The sequence below is a fragment of the Micromonospora sp. MW-13 genome (genome assembly GCF_003434305.1).
Lineage (GTDB): Bacteria > Actinomycetota > Actinomycetes > Mycobacteriales > Micromonosporaceae > Micromonospora.
This window is the reverse complement of sequence record NZ_QKKX01000056.1, coordinates 36169-60406: the sequence shown is the minus strand read 5'-3', so window position 1 is coordinate 60406 and position 24238 is coordinate 36169. Positions and strand designations below refer to the sequence as shown.

The window sequence follows — 24238 nt, the reverse complement described above, 5'->3', positions numbered from 1 at the left end:
GACACGCGCGGGCCGGGGGGCGCGGTTGCCGGATCAGCCAACCGGGTTTTCGGCCGTCTCGGCGGCCGGCCGGGCGCTCAGAGGTTCAGGCCCGAGTCGGTGAGGATCGGGCCGGCCAGCAGCGCCGCGCCGACCACCAGGGTCAGCAGGTTGGCCAAGGCGAACAGCGCCACCCAGAACAGCGGCGGGAACGGGGTGAGCCGGGCGAGTTGGTCGGCGTCGGACTCCGGCAGCCGGCCCCGGGAGCGCAGCCGCTGGAGTTCGACCACCGGCCGTACGCCGCCGAGGAGCAGGAACCAGACGCCGGTCCAGGCGAAGGCGGCCTGGACCTGGGGGGAGGCGTACCAGGACACGGCGAGCACCACCCCGCCGGTGGCCAGCAGCGACAGCGCCCCGAACACGTTGCGGACCATGACCAGCATGGCCAGCAGCAGCGCCACGGCCACCCAGAGCAGCAGGGTGATCCGGTTGCCGCCCAGCAGCCAGGCGCCGGCGAGGCCGACCAGCGACGGTGCGACGTACCCGGCGAGCAGGGTGAGGATCATGCCGGGCCCGGTCGGCCGGCCGGCGGAGAGGGTCAGGCCGGAGGTGTCCGAGTGCAGCCGGATGCCGTGCAGCCGGCGGCCGGTGAGCAGGGCCGCGAGGGCGTGCCCGCCCTCGTGGGCGATGGTGACGGCGTTACGGGCGATCCGCCAGGGCAGCCGGGTGGACACCACCACCAGCGCCACCGCGGCGGTGACGAGGACGAGCAGCGGTGGCGGGTCGGGCTGTGCGGAGAACAGCCGGTCCCAGAGCGTGCCCAGTCCGTCGATCGACACCATGGGGCGCGAGCCTACCGGCCCCGAACCGACCCGGCTACGCTGCGCCGACCCGGTCGCGGCGCCCCCTACCGTCACCCCCTGCCCTGGGTGAAAATTTCTTTAGGGTCCCTTGCAATCCGGGGCAACTATCTCCAAAGATGTACGTCAATTGATTGGCGTCCCCGTGGAGGAACCCATGATCCGTACCGGACTCACCCTGCGCCGACTGATCGCGGCGGGGATCACCGCCGTGGCGGCAGCGGCCACCGCCCTCGTCGCCACGGCCGGCCCGGCGGCGGCAGCCACCACCCCCGGCATCGACGTCTCCAACTACCAGGGGGCGATCAACTGGACCAGCGTACGCAACTCCGGCGTCCAGTTCGCCTTCATCAAGGCCACCGAGGGTACGAGCTACAAGGACCCCCGCTTCAACACCAACTACGTGAACGCCTACAACGCCGGGGTGATCCGCGGGGCGTACCACTTCGCCCGGCCGAACATCTCCTCCGGCGCCACCCAGGCCAACTACCTGGCCAGCAACGGCGGCGCCTGGTCCGCGGACAGCCGCACCCTGCCGGCAGCGCTGGACATCGAGGGGAACCCGTACGCCGGTGGCTACTGCTACGGCCTCAGCACGTCCGGGATGCGCAGCTGGGTCCAGGACTTCCTGAACACCTACCGGTCCCGCACCGGCCGGTACGCCGTCATCTACACCACCACGAGCTGGTGGAACCAGTGCACCGGTAGCTGGACCGGGCCGTGGGCCAACCACCCGCTGTGGCTCGCCCGCTGGGCGAGCACGCCGGGCACCCTGCCCGCCGGCGCGCCGTTCTACAGCTTCTGGCAGTACACCAGCACCGGGGCCGTCTCCGGGATCAGCGGCAACGTCGACCGCAACTACTGGAACGGCGACCGCGCCCGGCTGATCGCGCTGGCGAACAACACCTGATCCTGACGCCTGGGGAGGCAGTTGGCGGCAGCGGGATCGGCTGTGACCATAGGGTCGACATCCGGTCCGGCTGCCGCCAACTCGTCGCCCGGGTGACCGGGGTCAGATCCTCCGCCGCGACCCGACCGGCGCGGGGATCCCGTCCTCCCGGGCCAGCGCACCCCGCCGGGTCATCCGCCAGGCGGCCACCACGGCGACGGTTACGGTCACGACGCTGAGCATCGCGAACAGCACCGGAAGACCTGCACTCACCAGCAGCAGCACCACGTCGCCGAGGGCGACGAGCATCCACAGTGCCAGCCGGGGCCGGGCGTCCCTGATTCGGTGTCCCATGTCGTACCTCCTTCCGTCGTGGAGGTCATGTACCCCGTACGACGGAAGGTCATGCGAATCGACATCGCACCGGTCGGCATTCCCACCGGGCGGCCCAGGTCAGTCCGCCCGGTCGGGCTTGAAGTTCTTCGCGATCAGCTCGAACTCGTCGAGGTTGGCCGCCCACTCGGAGGCGGCGACCTCCCAGCGGATGGCGTACCCCCGGTCCTTGGCCGTCACGAACCCCCGATTCCGCACGTGGATCCGGGTGTTGTCCCGGGTCTCCAGCCACTCCCAGTCCGCGCAGGTCTTCCAGAAGCCCGGGACGGTGCGGATGCCCAGGTTCTTGTAGTTGTTGACGTTCCGGTCGCCCATGGCCCGCCACGCCGCGGCGGCGTCGCGCTTGGGCGTGTCGGTCCGGTCGATGGTCACCTCGCGGACCCCGTTCGGCTCCCGGAACTGCACCCAGGTGCTGCCCGAGCTGCGCCGCCAGCCCTTCGGCAGCGGCATGCTGAAGCCGGTCGGGTCCTTGTGCAGGGTCCAACCGTCGGGCAGCACCAGCCCGGTCGGGCTCGGCGTCGGGCTCGGGGCGGCGCTCGTCGGCGACGGCGCGGGCGCCGAGGTCACCGGCGCCGACGGGGCGGCGCTCGTGGCACCGGCCTGCGGGCCGCCACCCTTCTCCGGGTCATCGTCGTTGCCGAGCAACGGGACCACCACCAGCAGCCCGAGCAGCAGCACCGCGACCAACGCGCCGATCAGCAGGCTGCGCCGGTGGTGACCGGGCTTGGCGCCCGCGACGACGGCGGCCCGGCCCGACGAGACCGGCGGAGGGCTCACCGGGGCCGACAGCACCGACGTGGCCCGCTCACGGGGCGGCCTGGGCGGCGAGACCGGTGCGTCGGCAGCCGGCTCGACGCGCGTGTCGTCGACGGCACCGCGCGGGGCGCCACCGCCCCACGCGGTCTCCGGCCCGGCCAGCTTCGCGGTCGGCTCGGACAGCGCGGCCGTCGGGTCGGCGGCCGTCCCCGCCGCGTCGGCGATCTTCGCCGTCGGATCAGCGGTCGCCCCTCCCTCGCCGACAGCCGTCGCCGGCTGGTCGACGACCGGACCCGGTTCGGTGACCCTCGCGGTCGGATCCGCGTCGGTGGACCGCTCCGTCCGGTCGACCCTCGCGGTCGGATCGGCGTCCCCGCCGGCGGGGACCTTCGCGGTCGCGTCGCCGCCGCTCGCGCCGGCCGCCACCGAACCGGCCGCCGCGGCAGCGGCGAGCCCTGGGGTACGCGGCGCGGGCGGGGTGACCGTCCGCTCCGTGCCCTGCTCGGCCGGGCGCGGGGCCGGCACCACGGTCCGGCGCGGCTCGCGCGGGCCGTTCGGCCCCGGCCGGCGTACGCCGTCGAGCAGCGAGATGCCCTTCGCCCGGCGGCCGGCGGCACGGCGCAGCAGCCGCTCCGCCGCCGCCGCGTCGATCCGCTCGGCGGGGTCCTTGCGCAGCAGGCCGGTCAGCACCGCCTTGAGCGGGCCGGCGTTCTTCGGCGGCGGCATCGGCTCCGTGGCGAGCGCGGCCAGGGTCCCTATCGCCGACGGCCGGGCGTATGGCGACTTGCCCTCGACCGCCGCGTAGAGCGTCGCGCCCAGCGACCACAGGTCGGCCTCCGGCCCGGCGGTGCCGTCCCTCGCCCGCTCAGGGGCGATGTACGCCGGGGAGCCGAGCACCATGCCGGTCCGCGTCACGTTCGGATCGCCAGGGATGGTGGCCAGCCCGAAATCGGTGAGCACCACCCGGCCGTCGTCGCCGATCAGCACGTTGCCCGGCTTGACGTCGCGGTGCATGACGCCGGCCTTGTGCGCCGCGTTCAGCGCGCCGAGCACACCGAGGCCGACATCGATCGCCTTGGCCAACGACACCGGCCCGTCCTCGGCCAGAATGTCCTGAAGGGACTTCGACGGGACGTACTCCATGACGATCCACGGATCGCCGTCGGTACGCAGCACGTCGAAGATGCGGACCACGTTGACGTGGTTGAGCCGCGCGATCGCGCGGGCCTCCCGCAGCGAGCGTTCCCGCATCTCGCGGCGCTCGTCCGGGGTGAGGCTGGGCGGCGGCACCAGTTCCTTGATCGCCACGTCCCGGTGCAGCACCTCGTCGCGCGCCTTCCACACCCGACCCATGCCGCCCTGGCCGAGCGGCGAGATGAGCCGGTACCGATCGGCGACGAGTTGGGGAAGCGGGTTCGACATCGGGGGAGACGGTACCCGGCGGCGGCCCGCCGTACACCGCCGGCACGCCACTATGCGGCGAAGGTCAAGTTCGCGACGCGTACGCTGACTCCATGTCTGCCGACGAGCCGCTGTTGCGGGTGACCCGGGGCGCGCCGACCGCCGAGGAACTGGCCGCCCTGGTCGGCGCGATCGTCGCCCGGACCCGCCCCGTCGCCGCCGCCGCACCGGTCGCCGCTTCGGCCTGGGCCCGCAGCGGCCGGCCGGCCGGCGTGACACCCGCCGCCGGCCCCGGCGCCTGGCGCGCCGCCGGCCTGCCCCGCTGAGGCGAGGCGCGTACGGGGCTGCCGGACGTCGCCGACACCGGTTAACCTCACTCAGAGGAACGGTGTCGTAACAGGTAGGGAGGGTCGATGACCCCCGCGGAGGACCGCCCAGCGCCCTGGATGAGCGACTACGGAGGCATCGAGGCCGACATTCGCCAGCTGCGCGACTTCGCCGACAGCCTCCAGGCCGAGGTGGAGCGGAACTATGCGCCGCACCTGTCGTACATCGCGGACGACATGAAGGCGAAGATCCCCAACCCCGCCGACGCCTTCGTGGAACTGGTGCAGTTCCTCCAGGCCCACAACGAGACCCAGCAGGCAACGGCCACGATGGTCTGGTCCGTCGGCGGTGCCACCGGCCGCCTGGCCGCCGCGGCCGGCAGGATCGCCACGAAGTACGCCGACTCCGATGCCTTCTCCGCCGCCCGCGTCTCCGACGTGGAACGCGCCCTCGCCGACCCCGGCACCGCGGCGGCGGCCCGACCCACGCCGACCCTGCCCGACCCGACCAGCCCGGACAACGTGCCGGGGCGGGTGGTGCAGCCGTGATCGAGCGGGGCAGCGGCCAGACGTCCGGCCTCACCGAGTGGCGGCTGATGGACCTGCTCAGCATGTGGGCCTGCATCCAGGACCACGACACGGCCGGGCACTGGAAGCAGGTCGCCGGCTGGCGCAAGGTCTGCGACCTCTCACAGGCCCACCTCGGGCGGCTGAAGGAGTACCGGCGCGGCCTGGCCGAGGCGTGGCCACCGGCGACCAACGCCGCCGCCCAGGCGTACCTGGGCGAACTCGACGACCTCATCAAGAAGGTGCAACGCACCCACGACGCGGCCGCCGCGAACTACGACGCCCTCGCCGCAGCCACCCGCGCCATCAGCAGCGCCCGCGTCGAGCTGAAGCCGCTCCACGACGAGTACGTGACCAAGCTCCAGCAGAAGCGGACGTACGAGGCGACGCTGGCGGACCCGAAGGCGGCGATGGGCAGCCGGGTACCGGACAAGCCGGTGACCGACGCCGACCTGGAGCGACTCAACGCCCAGGCCCGGAGCCTGATGTACGGCCTCAGCGGCGAACTCCAACAGGCCCAGGTAATGCTCCGCCAACCCCCAACCGTCCGGCCACCTAGGGATCCTGGAACCTCAGATACCTATGGCGGTTCAACTACGGCACCAGCAATCCCACCAATCATTCCTGTTCCCTTGCCGTCATCACCATCAGCCTCCTCGGCAAGCCGGCCCTCGACCACAGCACGACCGATACCAGCACCGAAGGCACCAAACGCCGGGCCGGTGCTCGGAGGAACCAATGCCGGACTAATAAATCCCCCCAACAACTCTGACACGCCCACCACCACACCATCGAGACTCACTGCGACACCTCCAAATGTCACAACGCCGCCGACCTTGCCAACAATGTCTGGACCGAATAGCCCTAGCGCGGCCAAGCCTACGGATATGCCATCTTCGGCTACACAGCCGAAGTTCGGAGGTGAGCAACACCCCCAGCGGGTCTCGCCGTCATCTAGGTTCCTACCTCCTGGCGGCTTGATCGGCGGCGCGCCAGCCATGGGATTGGGCCAGCCGGGTGGCGCGACTTCGCCTCGCCGGGTCAATCCTGTGGGAGGTGTTATCGGAGGCGGCGCTGCAGGAACGGCACCAACCGGCGGGGCTGGTTCCCGTCCGGGTGGCGTTCGAGCAGGGCAACTTGGAGAAACAAACGGCATGCGGATATCGGGCGGAGCTCGCGCAATCGGCAGTCCTGGATTGACTGGCGGTGTACCGGGATGGCCCGGACGACGGATAGCTCCCGACAGCGCACCCCTCACCTGGGATCCAGACAATCCGTGGGAGACCAAAGAAGGCGTGGCCCCGGTGGTCCTGCCTCCGGATGACGACGACCCGATAAATCCCGGGCCGACTATCGGCCTCAACCGGTGAGCGCAAAATATCCCCCGCTTAGTGCTGCCATTTCTTTACTAGCTTTCCTCGCCTCGACGCTGCTAGCAACCATTCCTGAACACGCATTAGCCAAATCAGAGGGCGAAGGACGGATACGCAACGACCAGTGGCACCTACGATTCCTGAAGGCCAGCAGGGCACATAGCATCAGTCAGGGCGAAGGAACAATCGTCGCCATACCAGATACCGGCATAGCTCCTCACCCTGACCTGCGCAAAAACTTGCTCTCAGGAGTTGACATCATCCCGGGCGGCAGCGGTGACGGACGCCTCGACAGGGACAGCCATGGCACCGGCATGGCTGGGCTGGTCGCCGCTCACGGCCGTGGCGATGCCATCGGTGCACTCGGTATCGCCCCCCGATCGAAAATCTTGCCGATCTACGATTCACCCCCGGATGGCGACGGTGACCCGGATGCCTTAGCGCAAGGCATCGAGTACGCAATCTCGCGGGGGGCAGATGTCATCAGCATCTCTAGCGTCGGTGGGACCACCCGCCGTCTAGCAAACGCGATCGGAACAGCCGTTGCCTCAGACATCGTGGTCGTTGCAGCTGCGGGGAATCGGCCTGAGGATTCGGGAGTTGGTTACCCAGCATCCGAAAGAGGGGTTATTGCTGTAGGGGGAGTTGACCGTCAAGGCAAACACGCGGCTGTCTCTGTATCTGGCCCGGAAGTGGACGTCGTGGCACCTGCCGTCGATATCTACAGCACCAGTATCGATGGCAAGTACCGCAAGGGCACGGGCACCTCAGACGCCACCGCGATCGTTGCGGGTGCTGCCGCCCTGGTCCGGTCCAAGTACCCCGACCTCCCCGCCGCCGAGGTCGCGCACCGGCTCACCGCCACCGCCGTCGACAAGGGCCCGCCCGGCCGGGACGACGAGTACGGCTACGGCGTCCTCGACCTGGTCGCGGCGTTGACGGCAGACGTGCCCCCGGTGGGTTTCGGGTCAGCGACGGCGGGGGCCCCAGCGGGGTCCCGGCCGGTCACGACGGCGGTCGCGGAGCCGGCAGGCGATGACGGCGACGGTGGGGCGACGGCCCGAGGGTGGGCCACGTTGGGCGTGATCGTGGCCGCCGGGGGTGCCTGGGCGCTGGTCGCCCGACGGCGGCGCCATGGGGACGACCCGCCGCCACGGATCAGCCGGTGAGGTGGCCGGCCTCGGATCGGCCATCCGACGCGTTTGATCCACTCGATGTCAATGACGTGGCGGTATCCGGGGGGCTGGAACACCCGGTGTCATTGATACGGAGTTGATCAGAGGCGGCGCCAGAGCAGGCAGAGGCGACGTCAGAGCAGGCGGAGGCCGCCAGAGCTGGCAGAGGCGGCCCCCGGGTAGAAGAGGCAGGTGCCGTGACGTGTGGGAGCGGGGGTAGCCGGTAGCGTCGGCTCCGTGCCGAACTCGATGCCGCTCCGTCTCGTACTCGCCTCGGCGAGCCCCGCCCGCCGAAAGCTGCTCCACGCCGCCGGGATCGAGCCCGACGTGCTGGTGAGTGGGGTCGACGAGTCCCAGGTGGTCAGTGAGAGCGCCGAGGAGTTGTGCCTGGAGCTGGCCCGGCTCAAGGCGCAGGCGGTCGCCGGCCGGCTGCGGCCGTCCCCCGACGAACGGACCCTGGTCCTGGGCTGCGACTCGGTGCTCGCCTTCGACGGCGAGATCCTCGGGAAGCCGGCCGACGCGGCGGACGCCGTCGGGCGCTGGGAGCGGATGCGGGGGCGCAGCGGGGTGCTGCACACCGGGCACTGCCTGGTCGACGTGGTCCACGAGTCACGCGCCGAGGCGGTCGCCTCGACGACCGTCCGGTTCGCCGACGTCAGCGACGACGAGATCGCCGCGTACGTCGCGACGGGCGAGCCGCTCGCCGTGGCCGGGGCGTTCACCATCGACGGCCTGGGCGGGGCCTTCCTGGACGGGATCGACGGCGACCCGGGGACGGTGGTCGGGCTCTCCCTGCCGCTGCTGCGCGCGCTCCTCGCCGAACTGGACCTCCAGATCGTCGATCTGTGGACGAAGGTCGCGCCCGGCGGCCAGTCGGTCGAGCCGCTCGGCTAGTTTCCAGCCATGAGCAAGTCGCTGCCGCTGACCCCGGAACTGCACGCGTACGTCGTGGCGCACGGCTCGGCCCCGGACGAGGTGATGGGCGATCTGGTCGAGGAGACCCTCGCCGCGCTGCCGGCGCAGGCGAGGATGCAGGTGGCGCCGGAGCAGGCGGCCTTCCTGACCTTCCTGACCCGGCTGCTCGGGGCGCGGCGGGCGGTGGAGGTGGGCACCTTCACCGGGCTGTCGTCCCTGGCGATCGCCCGTGGGCTGGCCGAGGACGGGCGGCTGACCTGCTTCGACATCTCCGAGGAGTACACGGGCATCGCCCGGCGGTACTGGGCGCGGGCCGGTGTGGCCGACCGGATCGAGCTGCGCATCGGCCCGGCCGGGGAGACGCTGCGCGAGCTGCCGCACGACCGGCACCTGGACTTCGCGTTCATCGACGCGGACAAGGCGGGGTATCCGGTCTACTGGGCGGAGCTGGTGCCGCGGATGCGCCCGGGTGGCATCGTCGCGGTGGACAACACGCTGCGCGGGGGCCGGGTGCTCGCCCCGCAGAACGCCGACGACCGGGCGATCGCCGCGTTCAACGACGAGGTCATGGCCGACGTGCGGGTGGAGACGGTGCTGCTGCCGATCGCCGACGGGCTGACGCTCGCCCGGGTGCGCTGACCGGCCTCCGGACCGTCCTTGATCAGATCGAGGTGCGGGATGTCGCGGCCTCGGCCGGCGGGGAAACCGCGGCATGCCGTACGTCGGGTCGGTCAAGATCATGCGGGTGCAGCGCGCGGCCGAGCCGCAGGGTGAGCAGCGCGGCCGTCGCGATGAACCCGGGCAGCAGCAGGAAGGCCAGGTGCGGTCCCGCACCGTCGGCCACCCAGCCGAGCGCCACCGGCGCGATCCCGAAGCCCACCCCCATCGAGTACGACGACCAGCCGGCCGCCTTGTCGGCGGCCGGCCCGGCGACGGCCAGGGCGATCGAGATGGCCAGCGGGTAGTGCAGCGCGTTGCCGAGGCCGAGCACGGCGAGCCCGGTCACCGCCAGCCAGCCGACCGGGGCGACCCAGAACACGGCGAACCCGGTCAGCGAGACGGCCAGCGCGGCCAGCAGCAGCGGCACGGGCCGGTAGCGCAGCGCGGCCCGGCCGCCGGCCAGCCGGCCGAGGAACATCCCGCCGACGATCGCGGCGACGGCCGCCGAGGCCGCCCCGGCGCCCAGCCCCGCGTGCGAGCGGAGCACGTCGGCGGTCCAGAGCGAGAGGCAGACCTCGATCGAGCCGGTCACCGCCATCAGGACCCAGGCGATCCAGTACGACCGGGGCAGCCGGCCACCGTTCGCGCGCCCCGCCCGGGCCGGACTGACCGCCGGTTCGCCGACGTGCGACGCGGCGGCGGGAACCGGGTGAGCCGGCGGCGTGGCGGGCAGACGTACCCGGAAGGCCAGGGCGGCGAGGGCGAGCAGCGCGATCAGGCCGACCTCGACGGCCAGCACCGGCCGCCAGCCGAGCCCCGCGTCGACGGTCGCCCCGATGACCAGCGGGGCCAGGATGCCCATGCCGGCGCAGGCGGCGTTGGCCTCGGTGAGGGCGGCCGGCGCGGCGGGGCCGTGGTGGGCGGTGAGCACGACGTTGACCCCGCTGATCACCATCATGCCGAAGGTGGCGATCACCACGACGGCGGCGAGGGTCGCGGGCAGGGGCCGGAGGGTGCCGAACCCGGCGACGCCGACGGCCACCCCGGCGAGGCCGAGCCAGGCCGCCCGGCCCCGGCCGATCCGGCGGGCGACGGGGGCGAACAGCGCCCCGCCGAGGAGCGCGCCGACTGCGATCGCGGTGCTGTGCAGGCCGGCGACGGCCGCGGTGGTGCCCTGCTCGTCGCGCAGCAGCGGGACGACGGGGCCGAAGCCGTAGAGGAAGAAGCCCCACAACGCCAGTTGTGCGTAGGCCAGCCAGGTGGTTCGGTCATGGGTGAGGCGGGGCACGGCCCTTACGCTACGCGCGCCGGACCGGTGCCCCGCCCGCGGTGAGAGGCAACTCTCGGCGCGGGGCGAGACCCCCGGCCCTGACCCGTGCCGGGGGACGCCCGCGCGCTCACCGCACGCTGCGGGCGAACTGCCGGGCGGCCCAGACGACGCCGGCGGCGGCCAGCACGGCGATGATGGCCAGCCCCTGCCAGACCTTGTCGTTGCCGAGGTCCCCGGCGAACAGCGCGCGGGTGCCGTCGACCGCCCAGGAGAAGGGGTTCCACTCGGCGATGCCCTGCAACCAACCGGGGGCGAAGGTGAGCGGCAGCAGGATGCCGGAGAGCAGCAGCACCGGCTGGGCGACGGTGTTCATCAGCGGGGCGAGCGCGTCCTCGCTCTTGACCTTGAGCGCGACGCCGTACGAGACGGCCGAGGTCATCAGCGCGATCAGGGCGAGCATCAGGTACGCCAGCAGCAGATCACCGATGAACACCCGCAGGTCGAACAGGAGCGCGAGCAGGGTGATGATGACGGCCTGGAGGAGCAGCGACACCACGTCGCGCAGCGAGCGGCCGAGCAGCAGGGCGAGCCGGCTCACCGGGGTGACCCGGGACCGCTCGATGAGCCCGGCGCGCAGCTCGGCGATCAGGCCGAAGCCCTGGAACAGGCCGCCGAAGATGGCCAGCAGCACGAGCACGCCGGGCACGAAGATCTTGTACGCCTCGGCCTGGGTCGGCGCGTTCAGGGCCGGCTTGAGCAGCGGGGCGAAGAGGAGCAGGTACATCACCGGCTGGAAGACGCCGACGACGACCCAGACCGGGTTGCGCAGCAGCAGTTGCATCTGGCGCTGGAAGATCAACCACGTGTCGCGGGCGAGTTTCACGGGGGTTCTCCTGTCGGGGGCGGGTCAGGACTCGCGCAGCGAGCGGCCGGTCTTGGTGAGGAAGACGTCGTCGAGGCTGGGCCGGTGCAGCTCGATGGAGCTCAACGCGAGGCCGGCGTGGTCGATGCGGCGCAGGATCTGCGGGATGGCGGTCGCCCCCTCGTCGACGTGGAGGCGCACGCCGCCGCCGTCGACGGTCTCCAGCTTGCTGACGTACGGCTCGGAGTCGAGCAGTTGGGCGGCGTGCGGGGTGGCCGCGGCGTCCAGCCCGACGACCACCACCTCGCCGGAGATCTCGCGCTTCAGCTCGGCGGGGGTGCCCTCGGCGACCAGCTCGCCGTGGTCCATGATCGCGATCCGGTCGCAGAGCGCGTCGGCTTCGTCGAGGTAGTGCGTGGTGATGAAGACGGTCATCCCCTCGCTGCGCAGCCGGCGGATCTCGTCCCACATGTGGGCCCGGCTCTGCGGGTCGAGGCCGGTGGTCGGCTCGTCCAGGAAGACGATCCGCGGCTCGTGGATGATGCCGAGGGCGATGTCGACCCGCCGGCGCTGGCCGCCGGAGTAGGTCTTGCACATGCGGTCGGCGTAGTCGGTGAGCTGGAAGGCCGCCAGGGCGCGCTCCGCGCGGCGATGCGCGTCGGCCTTGCTGATGCCGTACATCCGGGCGTGCAGGACGAGTTCCTCACGGGCGGTGGAGTCGTCCCAGGTGCTGCCGCCCTGGGCGACGTAGCCGATCCTGCGGCGCACCTCGGCGGGCTGGCGGAGCAGGTCGGCTCCGGCGATGGTGGCCGCGCCGCCGTCGGGTTCGATGAGGGTGGCCAGCATCCGCAGCGTGGTGGTCTTGCCGGCCCCGTTCGGCCCGAGGAAGCCGAAGATCTCCCCCTCGGCGACGTTCAGGTCGACCCCGCGGACGGCGTCCACGGTCTTCTTGTCCCGACCGGCGCGGGAGCGGAACGACTTCCGCAGCCCTCTGGTCTCGATCATTTTCGCTCCTGGTCGTCCGTGGCCGGACGGAACCGGCCGTTCCGCAGGGGTGGCACGGGGCGTCACCCCGGACGTCCCGCCGAGGCTAACGCGATATAGCTTCACTAGTCAAATTTGATTAATACGCGTCCGTCTCCGCCTCCGTCTCCGTGTCCGCGTTCGGGGTTGGGGTTGGCTCGCGCTCCACCTCCGGGGCCGGCTCCACCGCGGTCCAGCCGTCGCGGCCGGCCAGGCTCTCCGGCAGGTACGGCACGCCGGCCTCGATCCGGTCGGCGACGCGGTCGCACCAGTCCGCCTCCGCCTCTCCCCGGGCTATCCACAACTCGTACATCCAGGTGACCCCGACCGGCTTGGAGTCCCGGATCCAGGACGACTCCATCGAGGCGCGCATGCTCTCCACGCCGGCCCGGATCACCTGCCCCCGGCTGCGCAGCGCGGCCACCGCCTCCGGGCGGGGCAGCGCCGGCAGGAACGCGAACGCGGCGACGAACGGGTCGGCGGCCTGCTGGTTTCCCCACCACAGGTCGCGCAGCAGGGTCTCGAACTCGTCGAGCCCCTTCGGGGTGATCTCGTACGTCGTCCGGGCCGGCCGGGCCCCGACCTGTTCGGTCGCCACCTCGCGGAGCTGCCCCTCCTGGGCCAGCTTGCGCAGCGCGTGGTAGATCGAGCCGGGCTGCACGTTGGCCCACTTGTCGGCGCCCCAGCTGAGCAGCTCACGACGGACGTCGTAGCCGTGCACCGGCTGCATCCACTTGACCAGCCCGAGGATCATCATGCGCGTGGCAGACACCGGAGAAGGGTATTAGACAAGTTTGACTATCGGCGTGCGGGCAGTGCCGCATGCCACACTGATCGATCGTTAGGGCGACGGCGACGGCCGATAAACTCCCGCTCAGTAACCTCCGGGGAGGAGCACCAAGGTGCGCAAGGTACTCATCGCCAACCGCGGCGAGATCGCCGTCCGCGTCATCCGCGCCTGCCGCGACGCCGGCCTGGGCAGCGTCGCCGTCTACGCGGACTCCGACCGGGACGCCCTGCACGCCACCCTGGCCGACGAGGCGTACGCCCTGGGCGGCGACACCGCCGCCGAGACCTACCTGCGGATCGACAAGCTGATCGGCGTCGCCGCGAAGGCCGACGCCGACGCGGTACACCCCGGGTACGGCTTCCTCGCCGAGAACGCCGACTTCGCACAGGCCGTCATCGACGCGGGGCTGACCTGGATCGGGCCGTCCCCGCAGGCGATCCGCGACCTCGGCGACAAGGTCACCGCCCGGCACATCGCCCAGCGGGCCGGCGCGCCGCTGGTCCCCGGCACCCCCGACCCGGTCGGCGGCCCGGACGAGGTCGTCGCCTTCGCCGTCGACCACGGACTGCCGGTGGCCATCAAGGCCGCCTTCGGCGGCGGCGGGCGTGGCCTCAAGGTGGCCCGCACGATGGAGGAGATCCCCCACCTGTTCGAGTCGGCCACCCGGGAGGCGGTCGCCGCGTTCGGCCGGGGCGAGTGCTTCGTCGAGCGGTACCTGGACCGGCCCCGGCACGTCGAGGCGCAGGTTCTCGCCGACCAGCACGGCAACGTGATCGTCGTCGGCACCCGCGACTGCTCGCTCCAGCGCCGGCACCAGAAGCTGGTCGAGGAGGCCCCCGCGCCGTTCCTCACCGACGCCCAGCGCGCCCAGATCCACGACAGCGCCAAGGCGATCTGCCGGGAGGCCGGCTACCACGGCGCCGGGACCGTGGAGTACCTGGTCGGCGCGGACGGCACCATCTCCTTCCTGGAGGTCAACACCCGGCTCCAGGTCGAGCACCCGGTCACCGAGGAGACCGCCGGCATCGACCTGGTCCGCGAGCAGTTCCGGATCGCCGACGGCGAGAAGCTGCGGCTGGCCGGGGACCCGACCCCGCGCGGGCACTCCTTCGAGTTCCGGATCAACGGCGAGGACCCGGGCCGCAACTTCCTGCCCGCCCCCGGCACGGTCACCGCGCTGCGGCTGCCGACCGGCCCGGGCGTGCGGGTGGACACCGGCATCTCGGCCGGCGACGTGATCGGCGGCAACTTCGACTCGCTGCTGGCCAAGGTGATCGTCACCGGCGAGACCCGCACCGAGGCCCTGGAGCGGGCCCGGCGGGTGCTGGACGAGATGGTCGTCGAGGGGATGGCCACCGCCCTGCCGTTCCACCGGCTCGTGGTGCGCGACGAGGCGTTCGCCGCCGAGCCCTTCATCGTGCACACCCGCTGGATCGAGACCGAGTTCGACAACACCGTCCCGCCGTTCACCGCCGCCGCCGGCCCCACCGAGGGCCCGGCCGGGCGGGAGACCGTCGTGGTCGAGGTGGGCGGCAAGCGGCTGGAGGTGAGCCTGCCCGCCGGCCTCGGCGCGGGTACGGCCGCCGCGCCCGCCGCACGGAAGCCGGCCCGCCGGGCCGGCGGGGCCGGCGCCAGCGCGGCGGTCAGCGGGGACGCACTCACCTCCCCGATGCAGGGCACCCTCGTGAAGATCGCCGTCGCGGACGGGGACGCCGTCGCCGAGGGGGACCTGGTCGTCGTCCTGGAGGCGATGAAGATGGAGCAGCCGCTGCACGCGCACAAGGCCGGCACGGTCAGCGGCCTCTCCGCCGAGGTCGGCGCGGTCATCACCGCCGGCGCCGCCATCTGCACCATCGCCTGAGGTGTACCGAGGGGTCCGGTCAGCGCGCCCCGGCACCCGCCCGAAGAGCCCCTCCTGACGACCGTGCGGTGGCTCAGCGCAGGGCCTCGGCCGACGCGGCGCGGACCGCGTCGGTCAGCGCGCCCAGCACCGCCGAGTCCAGCCGCCAGTGCTGCCAGTACAACGGCACGTCGACGTGCCGGCCGGGATCCAGGTCGACGTACGCCCCGGCGGCCAGGTCGGCGCGGGCCTGCTGCTCCGGGACCAGCCCCCAGCCCAGGCCGAGCCGGATGGCCTCGCCGAACGCCGGCACGGACGGCACATAGTGCACCGGCGGATCGAGGTCCCGCCCGGTCACCGCCCGCAGGAACCGGTGCTGCACCCGGTCCTTGCGGTCGAAGACGACCATCGGCGCGGCGGCCAGGGCCGACGCGGACAGCCCGTCGGCGAACCAGCGGCCGGCCAGGGCCGGGGTGGCCAGCGCGCGGTAGCGCATGGCGCCGAGCCGACGTACCCGGCAGCCCTGCACCGCCTCGCGCTGGGCGGTCACCGCAGCCGTCACGGTGCCGTCGCGGAGCAGGTCGGCGGTGTGGTCCTGGTCGTCCTGCCGGATGTCGAAGGAGAGCGCCAGCTCCGCCGGCAGCCGGGCCAGCGCGCCGACGAACCAGGTGGCGAGGGAGTCGGCGTTGACCACCACGGCCACCCGGGTCCGGGGACGCGCCCCGGCGAGCGGGCCGCGGGCGTCGGCCAGCGCCTCGCGTTCCAGCAGGACGAGCTGACCGGCGAGGCGGAGCAGCGGCCGGCCCGCCTCGGTCACCCCGCAGGGCCGGGTCCGGCGCACGAGGACCTGGCCGACGCTCTCCTCCAACGCCTTGATCCGCTGGCTCACCGCCGACTGCGTGACGTGCAGCAGCCGGGCCGCCGCCTCGAAGCTGCCCTCCCCGACCACGGCTGCGAGCGTACGGAGCTGGGTGGAGTCGAGCGCGTCCATCAGCGCAGCTTATCGACCGTCAGAAAGTTTAGTTGGACCGGCTGTGGGGCGGGATCGTAGCGTCGTCGCGTGCCAGACATGATCACCTCGGCGATCGCCGGGTTCGCCGTCTCCGTCGCCCTCATCGTCGCCATCGGGGCGCAGAACGCTTTCGTGCTCCGCCAGGGCCTGCGCCGGGAACACGTGGTCCCGGTCGTCGCGGCCTGCGCCGCCTCGGACGCGTTGCTGATCACGGCCGGCGTGGCCGGCGTCGGTTCGCTGGTCACCGGTCGGCCGATGCTGCTGACCGCGATCCGCTGGGGCGGTGCCGCGTTCCTGCTCTGCTACGCGGCGCTGGCGGCCCGCCGCGCGCTACGCCCCGACGTGCTCGTGCCGACCGACCGGCCGCCGGCCACGCTGCGGGCCACCCTGCTGGCCTGCCTCGCCTTCACCTACCTCAACCCGCACGTGTACCTGGACACCGTGCTGCTGCTCGGCGGGGTGGCGCAGCAGCACGAGCACCGGTGGGTCTTCGCGGCGGGCGCGGTCGCCGCCAGCGTCGCCTGGTTCACCGCGCTGGGGGCCGGGGCGCACCGGCTGGCGCCGCTGCTCGCGCGTACCGCGGCCTGGCGGATCCTCGACGGCGCGATCGCGGCCGTGATGGCCGGGGTGGCGGTGGCGTTGCTGGCCGGATCCTGAGCGCGGCGGAGGGTGTTTTCCGCGACCACCGGCGGCGGCGACGCCCGGGGGCGGGAATGATGGCCGGGTGCGCTTCCTTCATGGCGCGGTTCCCGCGCACGACCTGACCTACAACGACGTCTTCATGGCGCCGGCCCGCTCCGAGGTCGGCTCCCGGCTGGATGTCGACCTGGCCACCGCGGACGGCACGGGCAGCACGATCCCGCTGGTGGTGGCGAACATGACGGCGGTGGCCGGCCGGCGGATGGCCGAGACCGTCGCCCGACGTGGCGCCGTCGCGGTGATCCCGCAGGACATCCCCATCGAGGTCGTCGCCACCGTCGTCGCCTGGGTCAAGCGACGGCACCTGGTGCACGACACCGCGATCACGCTCGGCCCGACCGACACCGTCGGCGACGCCATCCACCTGCTGCCCAAGCGCTCGCACGGCGCGGTGGTCGTGGTCGACGAGGCCGGTCGCCCGCTGGGGGTGGTGACCGAGGCGGACACCGTGGGGGTGGACCGGTTCGCCCAGCTCCGGCACGTGATGTCGACCGAGCTGCACACGGTGCCGGCGGACGCGGACCCGCGGACCGGATTCGACCGGCTCTCGGCGGGCCGGCGGCGGCTCGCGCCGGTGGTGGACGGCGAGGGCCGGCTGGTCGGGGTGCTGACCCGCAAGGGCGCGTTGCGCGCCACCCTCTACCGGCCCGCGACGGACGACCGGGGCCGGCTGCGGGTCGCGGCGGCGGTCGGGATCAACGGCGACGTCACCGGCAAGGCCGCCGCGCTGCTGGAGGCGGGGGTGGACACCCTGGTGGTGGACACCGCGCACGGCCACCAGGAACGGATGATCTCCGCGCTGCGGGCGGTGCGCAAGTTGGACCCGGGCGTCCCGGTAGCGGCCGGCAACGTGGTCACCGCCGATGGGGTACGCGACCTGGTCGAGGCCGGCGCGGACATCGTGAAGGTGGGCGTCGGACCGGGCGCGATGTGCACCACCCGGATGATGACCGGGGTGGGTCGGCCGCAGTTCTCCGCCGTGCTCGACTGCGCGGCGGCGGCCCGGGACCTGGGCCGGCACGTCTGGGCCGACGGCGGGGTGCGGCACCCCCGGGACGTGGCGCTCGCGCTGGCGGCCGGCGCGTCGAACGTGATGATCGGGTCCTGGTTCGCCGGCACGTACGAGTCACCGGGCGACCTGTACACCGACGCGGACGGCCGGCGGTACAAGGAGAGCTTCGGGATGGCCTCGTCCCGGGCGGTCAGCGCCCGGACCGCCGACGACAGCCCGTTCGACCGGGCCCGCAAGGCGGTCTTCGAGGAGGGCATCTCCTCGGCCCGGATGTACCTGGATCCGACCCGGCCGGGCGTGGAGGACCTGATCGACGAGATCATCGCCGGGGTGCGCAGCGCGTTCACGTACGCGGGCGCGCGGAACCTGGCCGAGTTCCACGAGCGGGCGCTGGTCGGGGTGCAGAGCACGGCCGGCTACACCGAGGGCATGCCCCTGCCGACGAGCTGGTGACCCCCCTCTCCCCCTCTCCTCCTCTCCCCCGACCGAATCACGGTTGGTGAGGGGTGGGTGGGTGAGCGGTAACCCGGCTCGCCCCACGTGCGTTGCTCCAAGCGGTGTTCCTCGTCACCGCCGCCGCAATCTCGTTTGGGGCCTGACTATCAGGGAGCTAATCTGAGTGGCATGGACCTGACCGGGTTGGGGGACGTGCCGCTGGGCCGTCTGTTGGTCACCGCCGGCCACATCGTCGGCCAGCGGTGGAACCGCTACCTGGCCGAGGAGCACGGCCTCACCCAGGCCGGCATGGGCACCCTGATCACCCTCGCCCGGCACGGCGAACTGCCGCACCGGGTGGTCGCCGAGCGCTGTTTCGTCCGCCCTGCCACCCTCACCGGCATCGTCGACACCCTGGAACGCGACGGCCTGGTCGAGCGGCACCGCGACGACGCCGACCGGCGCAGCGTACGGCTTGCCCTCACCCCCGCCGGCCGGGAGCGGGTCGCCAAGCTCACCACCCTCATGCAGAACAGAGGACCGCTGACCTCCGTCGACGCCGACCCGGCGAAGGCAGCCGTGATCCGGCAGTTCCTGTACGAGGTCATCGGCAGTGGAGAGGAGCCACAGATGACGAGCCCCGACGCGAGACCCGAGGACCGGCCGTGCTGATCCGGCTACTCCGCACCCACCTGCGGCCCTACCACCGACCGCTGGCGGCGGTGGTGGCGTTCCAGTTCGTCGGCACGATGGCCTCGCTCTACCTGCCGAGCCTCAACGCCGACATCATCGACCAGGGCGTGGCCCTCGGCGACACCGGCTACATCATGCGCACCGGCGGCTGGATGCTGCTGGTCAGCCTGGTCCAGATCGCCTGCTCGACCGCCGCGGTCTACCTCGGCGCGCGCACGGCGATGGGCTTCGGCCGGGATGTCCGGGCGAAGGTCTTCGGCCACGTCAACCGCTTCTCCGCCCGCGAGGTCGCCCGGTTCGGCGCGCCCTCGCTGATCACCCGCAGCACCAACGACGTGCAACAGGTGCAGATGCTCGTGCTGATGAGCTGCACCATGCTCGTCGCCGCCCCGATCATGAGCGTGGGCGGGGTGGTGATGGCGCTGCGCGAGGACGTCGGGCTGTCCTGGCTGATGCTGGTCTGCGTCCCGGTGCTGGCGCTCGCGCTCGGGCTGATCATCTGGCGGATGGTGCCCGGGTTCCGGCTCATGCAGGTCCGGATCGACACGGTCAACCGGGTGCTGCGCGAGCAGATCACGGGCATCCGGGTGGTCCGGGCGTTCGTCCGCGAGCCGTACGAGACGGAACGTTTCGGCCGCGCGAACGTCCGCCTGACCGCGACCGCCCTGCGCACCGGCCGGCTGATGGCCCTCATCTTCCCGGTCGTGATGCTGGTGCTCAACGTCTCCAGCGTCGCGGTGCTGTGGTTCGGCGCGCAACGGGTGGACGCCGGCCAGATCCAGGTCGGCGCGCTCACCGCCTTCCTGGCGTACCTGATGCAGATCCTGATGGCCGTCATGATGGCCACCTTCATGCTGATGATGGTGCCGCGCGCCGCGGTCTGTGCCGAGCGGATCGTGGAGGTGCTGGACACCGACTCCTCGGTGGTGCCGCCGGCCGCGCCGGTCACCGAGGTGACCCGCCGGGGCGAGCTGGAGCTGCGCGACGTGCGGTTCCAGTACCCGGGGGCCAGCGAGCCGGTGCTGCACGGCATCTCCTTCCGGGTCGCGGCCGGCGGAACCACGGCGATCATCGGCAGCACCGGATCCGGCAAGAGCACCCTGCTCTCGCTGATCCCCCGGCTGGTCGACACCACTGCGGGCACGGTGCTGGTCGACGGGGTGGACGTCCGCGACCTGGCGCCCGACGAGCTGTGGCGGCGGATCGGGCTGGTGCCGCAGCGGCCGTACCTGTTCAGCGGGACGATCGCCAGCAACCTGCGGTACGGCAACCCGGACGCCACCGACGCGGAGCTGTGGGCGGCCCTGGAGATCGCCCAGGCGCGCGACTTCGTCGCCGAGCTGCCCGAGGGGCTGGACGCCCCGATCGCGCAGGGCGGCACCAACGTCTCCGGCGGGCAGCGGCAGCGCCTGGCCATCGCCCGGGCCCTGGTCCGGCGGCCGGAGATCTACCTGTTCGACGACTCGTTCTCGGCACTCGACCTCGGCACCGACGCCCGGCTCCGGGCGGCGCTGCGGCCGGTCACCGCGGACGCGGCGGTGGTGATCGTGGCCCAGCGGGTCTCCACGATCGTCGACGCCGACCAGATCATCGTGCTTGAGGACGGGGGCATCGTCGGGATGGGCCGACACGCCGAGCTACTGGAGAACTGCCCTACCTACGCGGAGATCGTCGCCTCCCAGCAGACCGCGGGGGTGCCGGCATGACCGCCGTACCGGGTCAGAAGCCCCCGCCGCAGGGACGGCCCGGCGCGGAGGCGCGGACGCCGCCGCGGCTGCCCCCGGGCGGCCACCGCGGCGGCCCGATGCCGGGCGCCGGCATGCCGGCCGAGAAGTCGATGAACTTCGGGCCGTCCGCCCGCCGGCTGCTGGGGCGGCTGCGGCCACACCGGCTCCCGCTCGTCGTCATCGTCGGGCTCGCCCTGATCAGCGTCGGGTTCAGCGTGTACGGACCGAAGGTCCTCGGTCACGCCACCGACCTGATCTTCAGCGGGGTGATCGCCCGGCAGCTCCCGGCCGGGACCACCGCCGAGCAGGCCGTGGCGGCGGCCCGGGCGGCCGGCAACGACAACTTCGCCGACATGCTCGCCCGGATGGACCTGGTGCCCGGGGTGGGCATCGACTTCACCGCGCTGGGCCGGGTGCTGCTGCTGGCGCTCGGCCTCTACCTGGCGGCCAGCCTGCTGATGTGGTGGCAGGGCTGGCTGCTCAACGGCGTGGTGCAGCGCACCGTGCTGCGGCTGCGCGCCGAGGTGGAGGAGAAGCTGAACCGGCTGCCGCTGCCCTACTTCGACCGGCAGCCGCGCGGCGAGCTGCTCAGCCGGGTCACCAACGACATCGACAACATCTCGCAGACCCTCCAGCAGACCCTGAGCCAGCTACTCACCTCGCTGCTCACCCTGGTCGGCGTGCTGGCCATGATGTTCTGGATCTCGCCGCTGCTGGCGCTGGTCGCCCTGGTCGCGGTGCCGCTGTCGGTGGTGGTGACCGGCCAGATCGCCAAGCGCTCGCAGCCGAAGTTCATCGCCCAGTGGAAGCACACCGGCGAGCTGAACGGCCAGATCGAGGAGGCGTTCACCGGCCACGAGCTGGTCAAGGTCTTCGGCCGGCAGCGCGAGGTGGAGGCGGCCTTCACCGCCAAGAACGAGGAGCTGTTCCGGGCCAGCTTCGGCGCCCAGTTCATCTCCGGGATCATCATGCCGGCGATGATGTTCGTCGGGAACCTCAGCTACGTGGCGATCGCCGTGGTCGGCGGCCTGCGGGTGGCCTCGGGCTCGATGAGCCTCGGTGACGTGCAGGCGTTCATCCAGTACTCGCGCCAGTTCACCCAGCCGCTCACCCAGGTCGCCTCGATGGCGAACCTGCTCCAGTCCGGGGTGGCCTCCGCCGAGCGGGTGTTCGCCGTCCTCGACGCCGACGAGCAGAGCCCCGACCCGGCCGCGCCGGCCCGGGTGACCGACCCGCACGGCCGGGTCGAGTTCGAGCACGTCTCCTTCCGGTACGAGCCGGACAAGCCGCTGATCGAGGACCTGTCGCTGGTCGCCGAGCCGGGGCACACGGTGGCGATCGTCGGGCCGACCGGGGCGGGAAAGACCACCCTGGTCAACCTGATCATGCGGTTCTACGAGCTGGACGCCGGCCGGATCACCCTGGACGGGGTGGACGTCAGCACCCTGCGCCGGGACTACCTGCGCGGCCGGATCGGCATGGTGCTCCAGGACACCTGGCTGTTCGGCGGCACCATCCGGGACAACATCGCCTACGGCCGGCCGACCGCCAGCGAGGAGGAGATCGTCGCCGCCGCCCGGGCCACCTTCGTGGACCGGTTCGTCCGCAGCCTCCCCGACGGCTACGACACCGTCATCGACGAGGAGGGCAGCAACGTCAGCGCCGGCGAGAAGCAGCTCATCACCATCGCCCGGGCGTTCCTGGCCGAGCCTTCGCTGCTGATCCTCGACGAGGCGACCAGCTCGGTGGACACCCGCACCGAGGTGCTGCTCCAGCGGGCGATGGCGGCGCTGCGCTCGGACCGGACCAGCTTCGTCATCGCCCACCGCCTCTCCACCATCCGGGACGCCGACCTGATCCTGATGATGGAGAACGGCAGCATCGTCGAGCAGGGCACCCACGAGCGGCTGCTGGCCGCCCGGGGCGCGTACCACCGGCTCTACCAGTCCCAGTTCACCCAGCCCGACCCGGTCGTCCTCCCCGAGCCCGTGACGCGAACCGCCGCCTCGGTCCAGGGCTGATCGTCGTGGCCGGAGATCCAGCGACAGCGACCGACCCCGGGCCGGGGTCAGGGCAGCAACGCCGCCGACCGGGTGGCGACCACCGACGCGACCAGGGCCAGGGCGTCGGCGGCGGGCCGCGGGTCCAGGCGACGACCGTCGCGCAGGCGCAGGGCGACCGCGCCATCGGCCGCCTCCCGGGCGCCGAGCACCGCGACGTACGGCACCCGGCGGCGGGCGGTGTCGCGGATCCGGGAGCCCAGCGACCCGCCCCCGTCGACCTCGGCCCGCAGGCCGAGCGCGATGGCGTCCCGGGCGAGCCGGTCGGCCGCCGCGGCCTGGCCCGGATCGTCGGGGTCGACCGGGAGCACGGTCACCTGCACAGGGGCGTACCAGGGTGGGAAGGCGCCGTCGTGCGCCTCGATCAGGTGGGCGAACAGCCGCTCCATGCTGCCGACCAGGCTGCGGTGCACCATCACCGGACGCCGCCGGACGCCGTCGGAGCCGGTGTACGACAGGTCGAACTTCTCGGGCTTGTCGAAGTCGAGCTGGACGGTGGCGAGGCTGGACTCCCGGCCGGTCGGGTCGGCGACCTGGATGTCGATCTTCGGGCCGTAGAACGCGGCGTCGCCGGGGGCCTCGACGACGTCCACCCCGTTCAATGCCTCCCGGAGCAGGTCCTCGGCCCGGCGCCACTGCTCGTCGGTGCCGACGTACCGCTGGCCCGGACCGCGCAGCGACAGCCGGAACCCCGCCGGGCGGACGCCGAGCGCGGCGTGCGCCTCGCGGATCAGCGCCAGGATCGCCGCGACCTCCTCACCCACCTGGTCCAGGGCGCAGAAGTTGTGCGCGTCGTTGAGCGAGATGGCGCGCACCCGGGACAGCCCGCCGAGCACCCCCGAGCGCTCCGCCCGGTACATCCCGCCCAGCTCGCCGACCCGCAGCGGCAGCTCCCGGTAGGACCGGCCCCGGGCCCGGAAGACCAAGGCGTGGTGCGGGCAGAGCGCCGGGCGGAGCACGAACTCGTCGTCCGGGCTCAGCCGCATCGGCGGGAACATGTCGTCGGCGAAGTAGCCGAGGTGGCCGGAGAGCTCGAACAGCTCCCGCTTGCCCAGCGGCGGCGAGTAGACGTGCTGGTAGCCCGCCCGTCGCTCCAGCTCGTGGACGTACGCCTCGACGGCGTGCCGGGCGGCAGCGCCCGCCGGCAGCCAGATGGGCAGGCCGGCGCCGGCCAGCGGGTCGGAGACGAACAGCTCCAGCTCCCGGCCGAGCCTGCGGTGGTCGGTCATGTCGCTCTCCCTCGGGTACGACCCGGAGGCGACCTGGCCCGGAACGCCGCGAGGCCCCGGGGCGGTTCGCCCCGGGGCCTCGATGACGGTGACGTCAGTGCGGCGCGCCGGGGTTCCCCGGCGTCGTGGTCCGTACCGCGCTGCGCATGCGCAGACGGTAGACCGGCGGCGGGCTGGCACGCATCCGATTTCGGGCCCCGCCGGCTGCGCGGGCCGCATGACGTGGTGCCCAGCCGGGTCAACACCCGCACTCCGGGCGGGCCGGCGGGCGCGCGGCGCAGGAGCGGGCCGC

General features: G+C 72.5%; 23 protein-coding genes. 12 read left to right on the top strand and 11 right to left on the bottom strand.

Going from position 1 to position 24238, the window contains the following annotated elements; genetic code table 11:
- Positions 1 to 77 precede the first annotated feature (77 nt).
- Positions 78 to 821 (bottom strand): M50 family metallopeptidase, encoded by a 744-nt coding sequence (locus C5N14_RS24715; RefSeq protein WP_117671151.1) that lies wholly within the window; start codon positions 819 to 821, stop codon positions 78 to 80.
- A 175-nt stretch (positions 822 to 996) separates the two neighbouring features.
- Between C5N14_RS24715 and C5N14_RS24710 the strand changes: the two genes are divergently transcribed.
- Positions 997 to 1749, top strand: a complete 753-nt coding sequence (locus tag C5N14_RS24710; protein ID WP_117671149.1) for a lysozyme — start codon at positions 997 to 999, stop codon at positions 1747 to 1749.
- A gap of 102 nt (positions 1750 to 1851) precedes the next feature.
- On the opposite strand, the gene C5N14_RS24705 is transcribed toward C5N14_RS24710, so the two are convergent.
- A complete protein-coding gene (locus C5N14_RS24705; protein ID WP_117671147.1) occupies positions 1852 to 2082 on the bottom strand; it encodes a hypothetical protein in 231 nt (76 codons plus the stop codon).
- Positions 2083 to 2181: 99 nt separating this feature from the next.
- Positions 2182 to 4299: a serine/threonine-protein kinase gene (locus tag C5N14_RS24700; RefSeq protein WP_117671145.1), complete on the bottom strand. Its 2118-nt coding sequence runs from the start codon at positions 4297 to 4299 to the stop codon at positions 2182 to 2184.
- A gap of 92 nt (positions 4300 to 4391) precedes the next feature.
- Between C5N14_RS24700 and C5N14_RS24695 the strand changes: the two genes are divergently transcribed.
- Together C5N14_RS24695 and C5N14_RS24690 are read left to right on the top strand one after the other, a co-directional pair.
- The gene (locus C5N14_RS24695; protein ID WP_117671143.1) at positions 4392 to 4604 is read left to right on the top strand and encodes an acyl-CoA carboxylase epsilon subunit; all 213 of its coding nucleotides are present in this window, start codon (positions 4392 to 4394) and stop codon (positions 4602 to 4604) included.
- An 87-nt stretch (positions 4605 to 4691) separates the two neighbouring features.
- Positions 4692 to 5153: a hypothetical protein gene (locus C5N14_RS24690; protein ID WP_117671141.1), complete on the top strand. Its 462-nt coding sequence runs from the start codon at positions 4692 to 4694 to the stop codon at positions 5151 to 5153.
- 140 nt (positions 5154 to 5293) lie between these two features.
- On the opposite strand, the gene C5N14_RS34275 is transcribed toward C5N14_RS24690, so the two are convergent.
- Entirely contained in the window at positions 5294 to 5707 is a 414-nt protein-coding gene (locus tag C5N14_RS34275; RefSeq protein WP_165878216.1) for a hypothetical protein, read from the bottom strand.
- A gap of 44 nt (positions 5708 to 5751) precedes the next feature.
- On the bottom strand, positions 5752 to 5973 hold the full coding sequence (locus C5N14_RS34270) for a hypothetical protein (protein ID WP_165878215.1): 222 nt from the start codon (positions 5971 to 5973) through the stop codon (positions 5752 to 5754).
- A gap of 627 nt (positions 5974 to 6600) precedes the next feature.
- On the opposite strand from C5N14_RS34270, the gene C5N14_RS24680 reads away from it, so the two are divergent.
- From C5N14_RS24680 to C5N14_RS24670, 3 genes are all read left to right on the top strand, one after another.
- Positions 6601 to 7713, top strand: coding sequence for a S8 family serine peptidase (locus C5N14_RS24680; RefSeq protein WP_371685899.1), 1113 nt, complete (start codon positions 6601 to 6603; stop codon positions 7711 to 7713).
- 243 nt (positions 7714 to 7956) lie between these two features.
- Positions 7957 to 8613, top strand: a complete 657-nt coding sequence (locus C5N14_RS24675) for a nucleoside triphosphate pyrophosphatase (RefSeq protein WP_117671137.1) — start codon at positions 7957 to 7959, stop codon at positions 8611 to 8613.
- A 9-nt stretch (positions 8614 to 8622) separates the two neighbouring features.
- Positions 8623 to 9273: an O-methyltransferase gene (locus tag C5N14_RS24670; RefSeq protein ID WP_117671135.1), complete on the top strand. Its 651-nt coding sequence runs from the start codon at positions 8623 to 8625 to the stop codon at positions 9271 to 9273.
- Between the two features lie 22 nt (positions 9274 to 9295).
- On the opposite strand, the gene C5N14_RS24665 is transcribed toward C5N14_RS24670, so the two are convergent.
- The 4 genes from C5N14_RS24665 to C5N14_RS24650 form a co-directional block, all read right to left on the bottom strand.
- The gene (locus C5N14_RS24665) at positions 9296 to 10582 is read right to left on the bottom strand and encodes a sugar MFS transporter (protein ID WP_117671133.1); all 1287 of its coding nucleotides are present in this window, start codon (positions 10580 to 10582) and stop codon (positions 9296 to 9298) included.
- 109 nt (positions 10583 to 10691) lie between these two features.
- A complete protein-coding gene (locus C5N14_RS24660; protein ID WP_117671131.1) occupies positions 10692 to 11447 on the bottom strand; it encodes an ABC transporter permease in 756 nt (251 codons plus the stop codon).
- A gap of 24 nt (positions 11448 to 11471) precedes the next feature.
- Complete coding sequence (locus tag C5N14_RS24655; protein ID WP_117671129.1) at positions 11472 to 12431, bottom strand: ATP-binding cassette domain-containing protein; 960 nt, start codon at positions 12429 to 12431, stop codon at positions 11472 to 11474.
- A 118-nt stretch (positions 12432 to 12549) separates the two neighbouring features.
- Positions 12550 to 13221, bottom strand: coding sequence for a PadR family transcriptional regulator (locus C5N14_RS24650; protein ID WP_243640004.1), 672 nt, complete (start codon positions 13219 to 13221; stop codon positions 12550 to 12552).
- 130 nt (positions 13222 to 13351) lie between these two features.
- On the opposite strand from C5N14_RS24650, the gene C5N14_RS24645 reads away from it, so the two are divergent.
- Positions 13352 to 15100 (top strand): biotin carboxylase N-terminal domain-containing protein, encoded by a 1749-nt coding sequence (locus C5N14_RS24645; RefSeq protein ID WP_117671126.1) that lies wholly within the window; start codon positions 13352 to 13354, stop codon positions 15098 to 15100.
- Between the two features lie 73 nt (positions 15101 to 15173).
- Here the strand turns inward: C5N14_RS24645 and C5N14_RS24640 are convergent, their stop codons facing one another.
- Positions 15174 to 16070, bottom strand: coding sequence for a LysR family transcriptional regulator ArgP (locus tag C5N14_RS24640; protein ID WP_117671124.1), 897 nt, complete (start codon positions 16068 to 16070; stop codon positions 15174 to 15176).
- A gap of 78 nt (positions 16071 to 16148) precedes the next feature.
- Here C5N14_RS24640 and C5N14_RS24635 point away from each other — a divergent pair, with 78 nt between their 5' ends.
- From C5N14_RS24635 to C5N14_RS24615, 5 genes are all read left to right on the top strand, one after another.
- Positions 16149 to 16748 carry a LysE/ArgO family amino acid transporter gene (locus C5N14_RS24635; RefSeq protein WP_117671122.1) on the top strand — a complete coding sequence of 200 codons (600 nt, stop codon included), beginning with the start codon at positions 16149 to 16151 and terminating at the stop codon, positions 16746 to 16748.
- Positions 16749 to 16815: 67 nt separating this feature from the next.
- Positions 16816 to 18255: a GuaB1 family IMP dehydrogenase-related protein gene (locus C5N14_RS24630; RefSeq protein ID WP_117671120.1), complete on the top strand. Its 1440-nt coding sequence runs from the start codon at positions 16816 to 16818 to the stop codon at positions 18253 to 18255.
- Between the two features lie 171 nt (positions 18256 to 18426).
- Complete coding sequence (locus tag C5N14_RS24625; protein ID WP_117671118.1) at positions 18427 to 18909, top strand: MarR family winged helix-turn-helix transcriptional regulator; 483 nt, start codon at positions 18427 to 18429, stop codon at positions 18907 to 18909.
- On the top strand, positions 18903 to 20636 hold the full coding sequence (locus tag C5N14_RS24620; RefSeq protein ID WP_117671116.1) for an ABC transporter ATP-binding protein: 1734 nt from the start codon (positions 18903 to 18905) through the stop codon (positions 20634 to 20636). Before C5N14_RS24625 ends, C5N14_RS24620 begins: the two co-directional genes overlap by 7 nt.
- Positions 20633 to 22678 carry an ABC transporter ATP-binding protein gene (locus C5N14_RS24615; protein ID WP_117671114.1) on the top strand — a complete coding sequence of 682 codons (2046 nt, stop codon included), beginning with the start codon at positions 20633 to 20635 and terminating at the stop codon, positions 22676 to 22678. Before C5N14_RS24620 ends, C5N14_RS24615 begins: the two co-directional genes overlap by 4 nt.
- 47 nt (positions 22679 to 22725) lie before the next feature.
- Here the strand turns inward: C5N14_RS24615 and thrS are convergent, their stop codons facing one another.
- A complete protein-coding gene (thrS, locus tag C5N14_RS24610) occupies positions 22726 to 23946 on the bottom strand; it encodes a threonine--tRNA ligase (protein WP_117671112.1) in 1221 nt (406 codons plus the stop codon).
- Between the last annotated feature and the right edge of the window lie 292 nt (positions 23947 to 24238).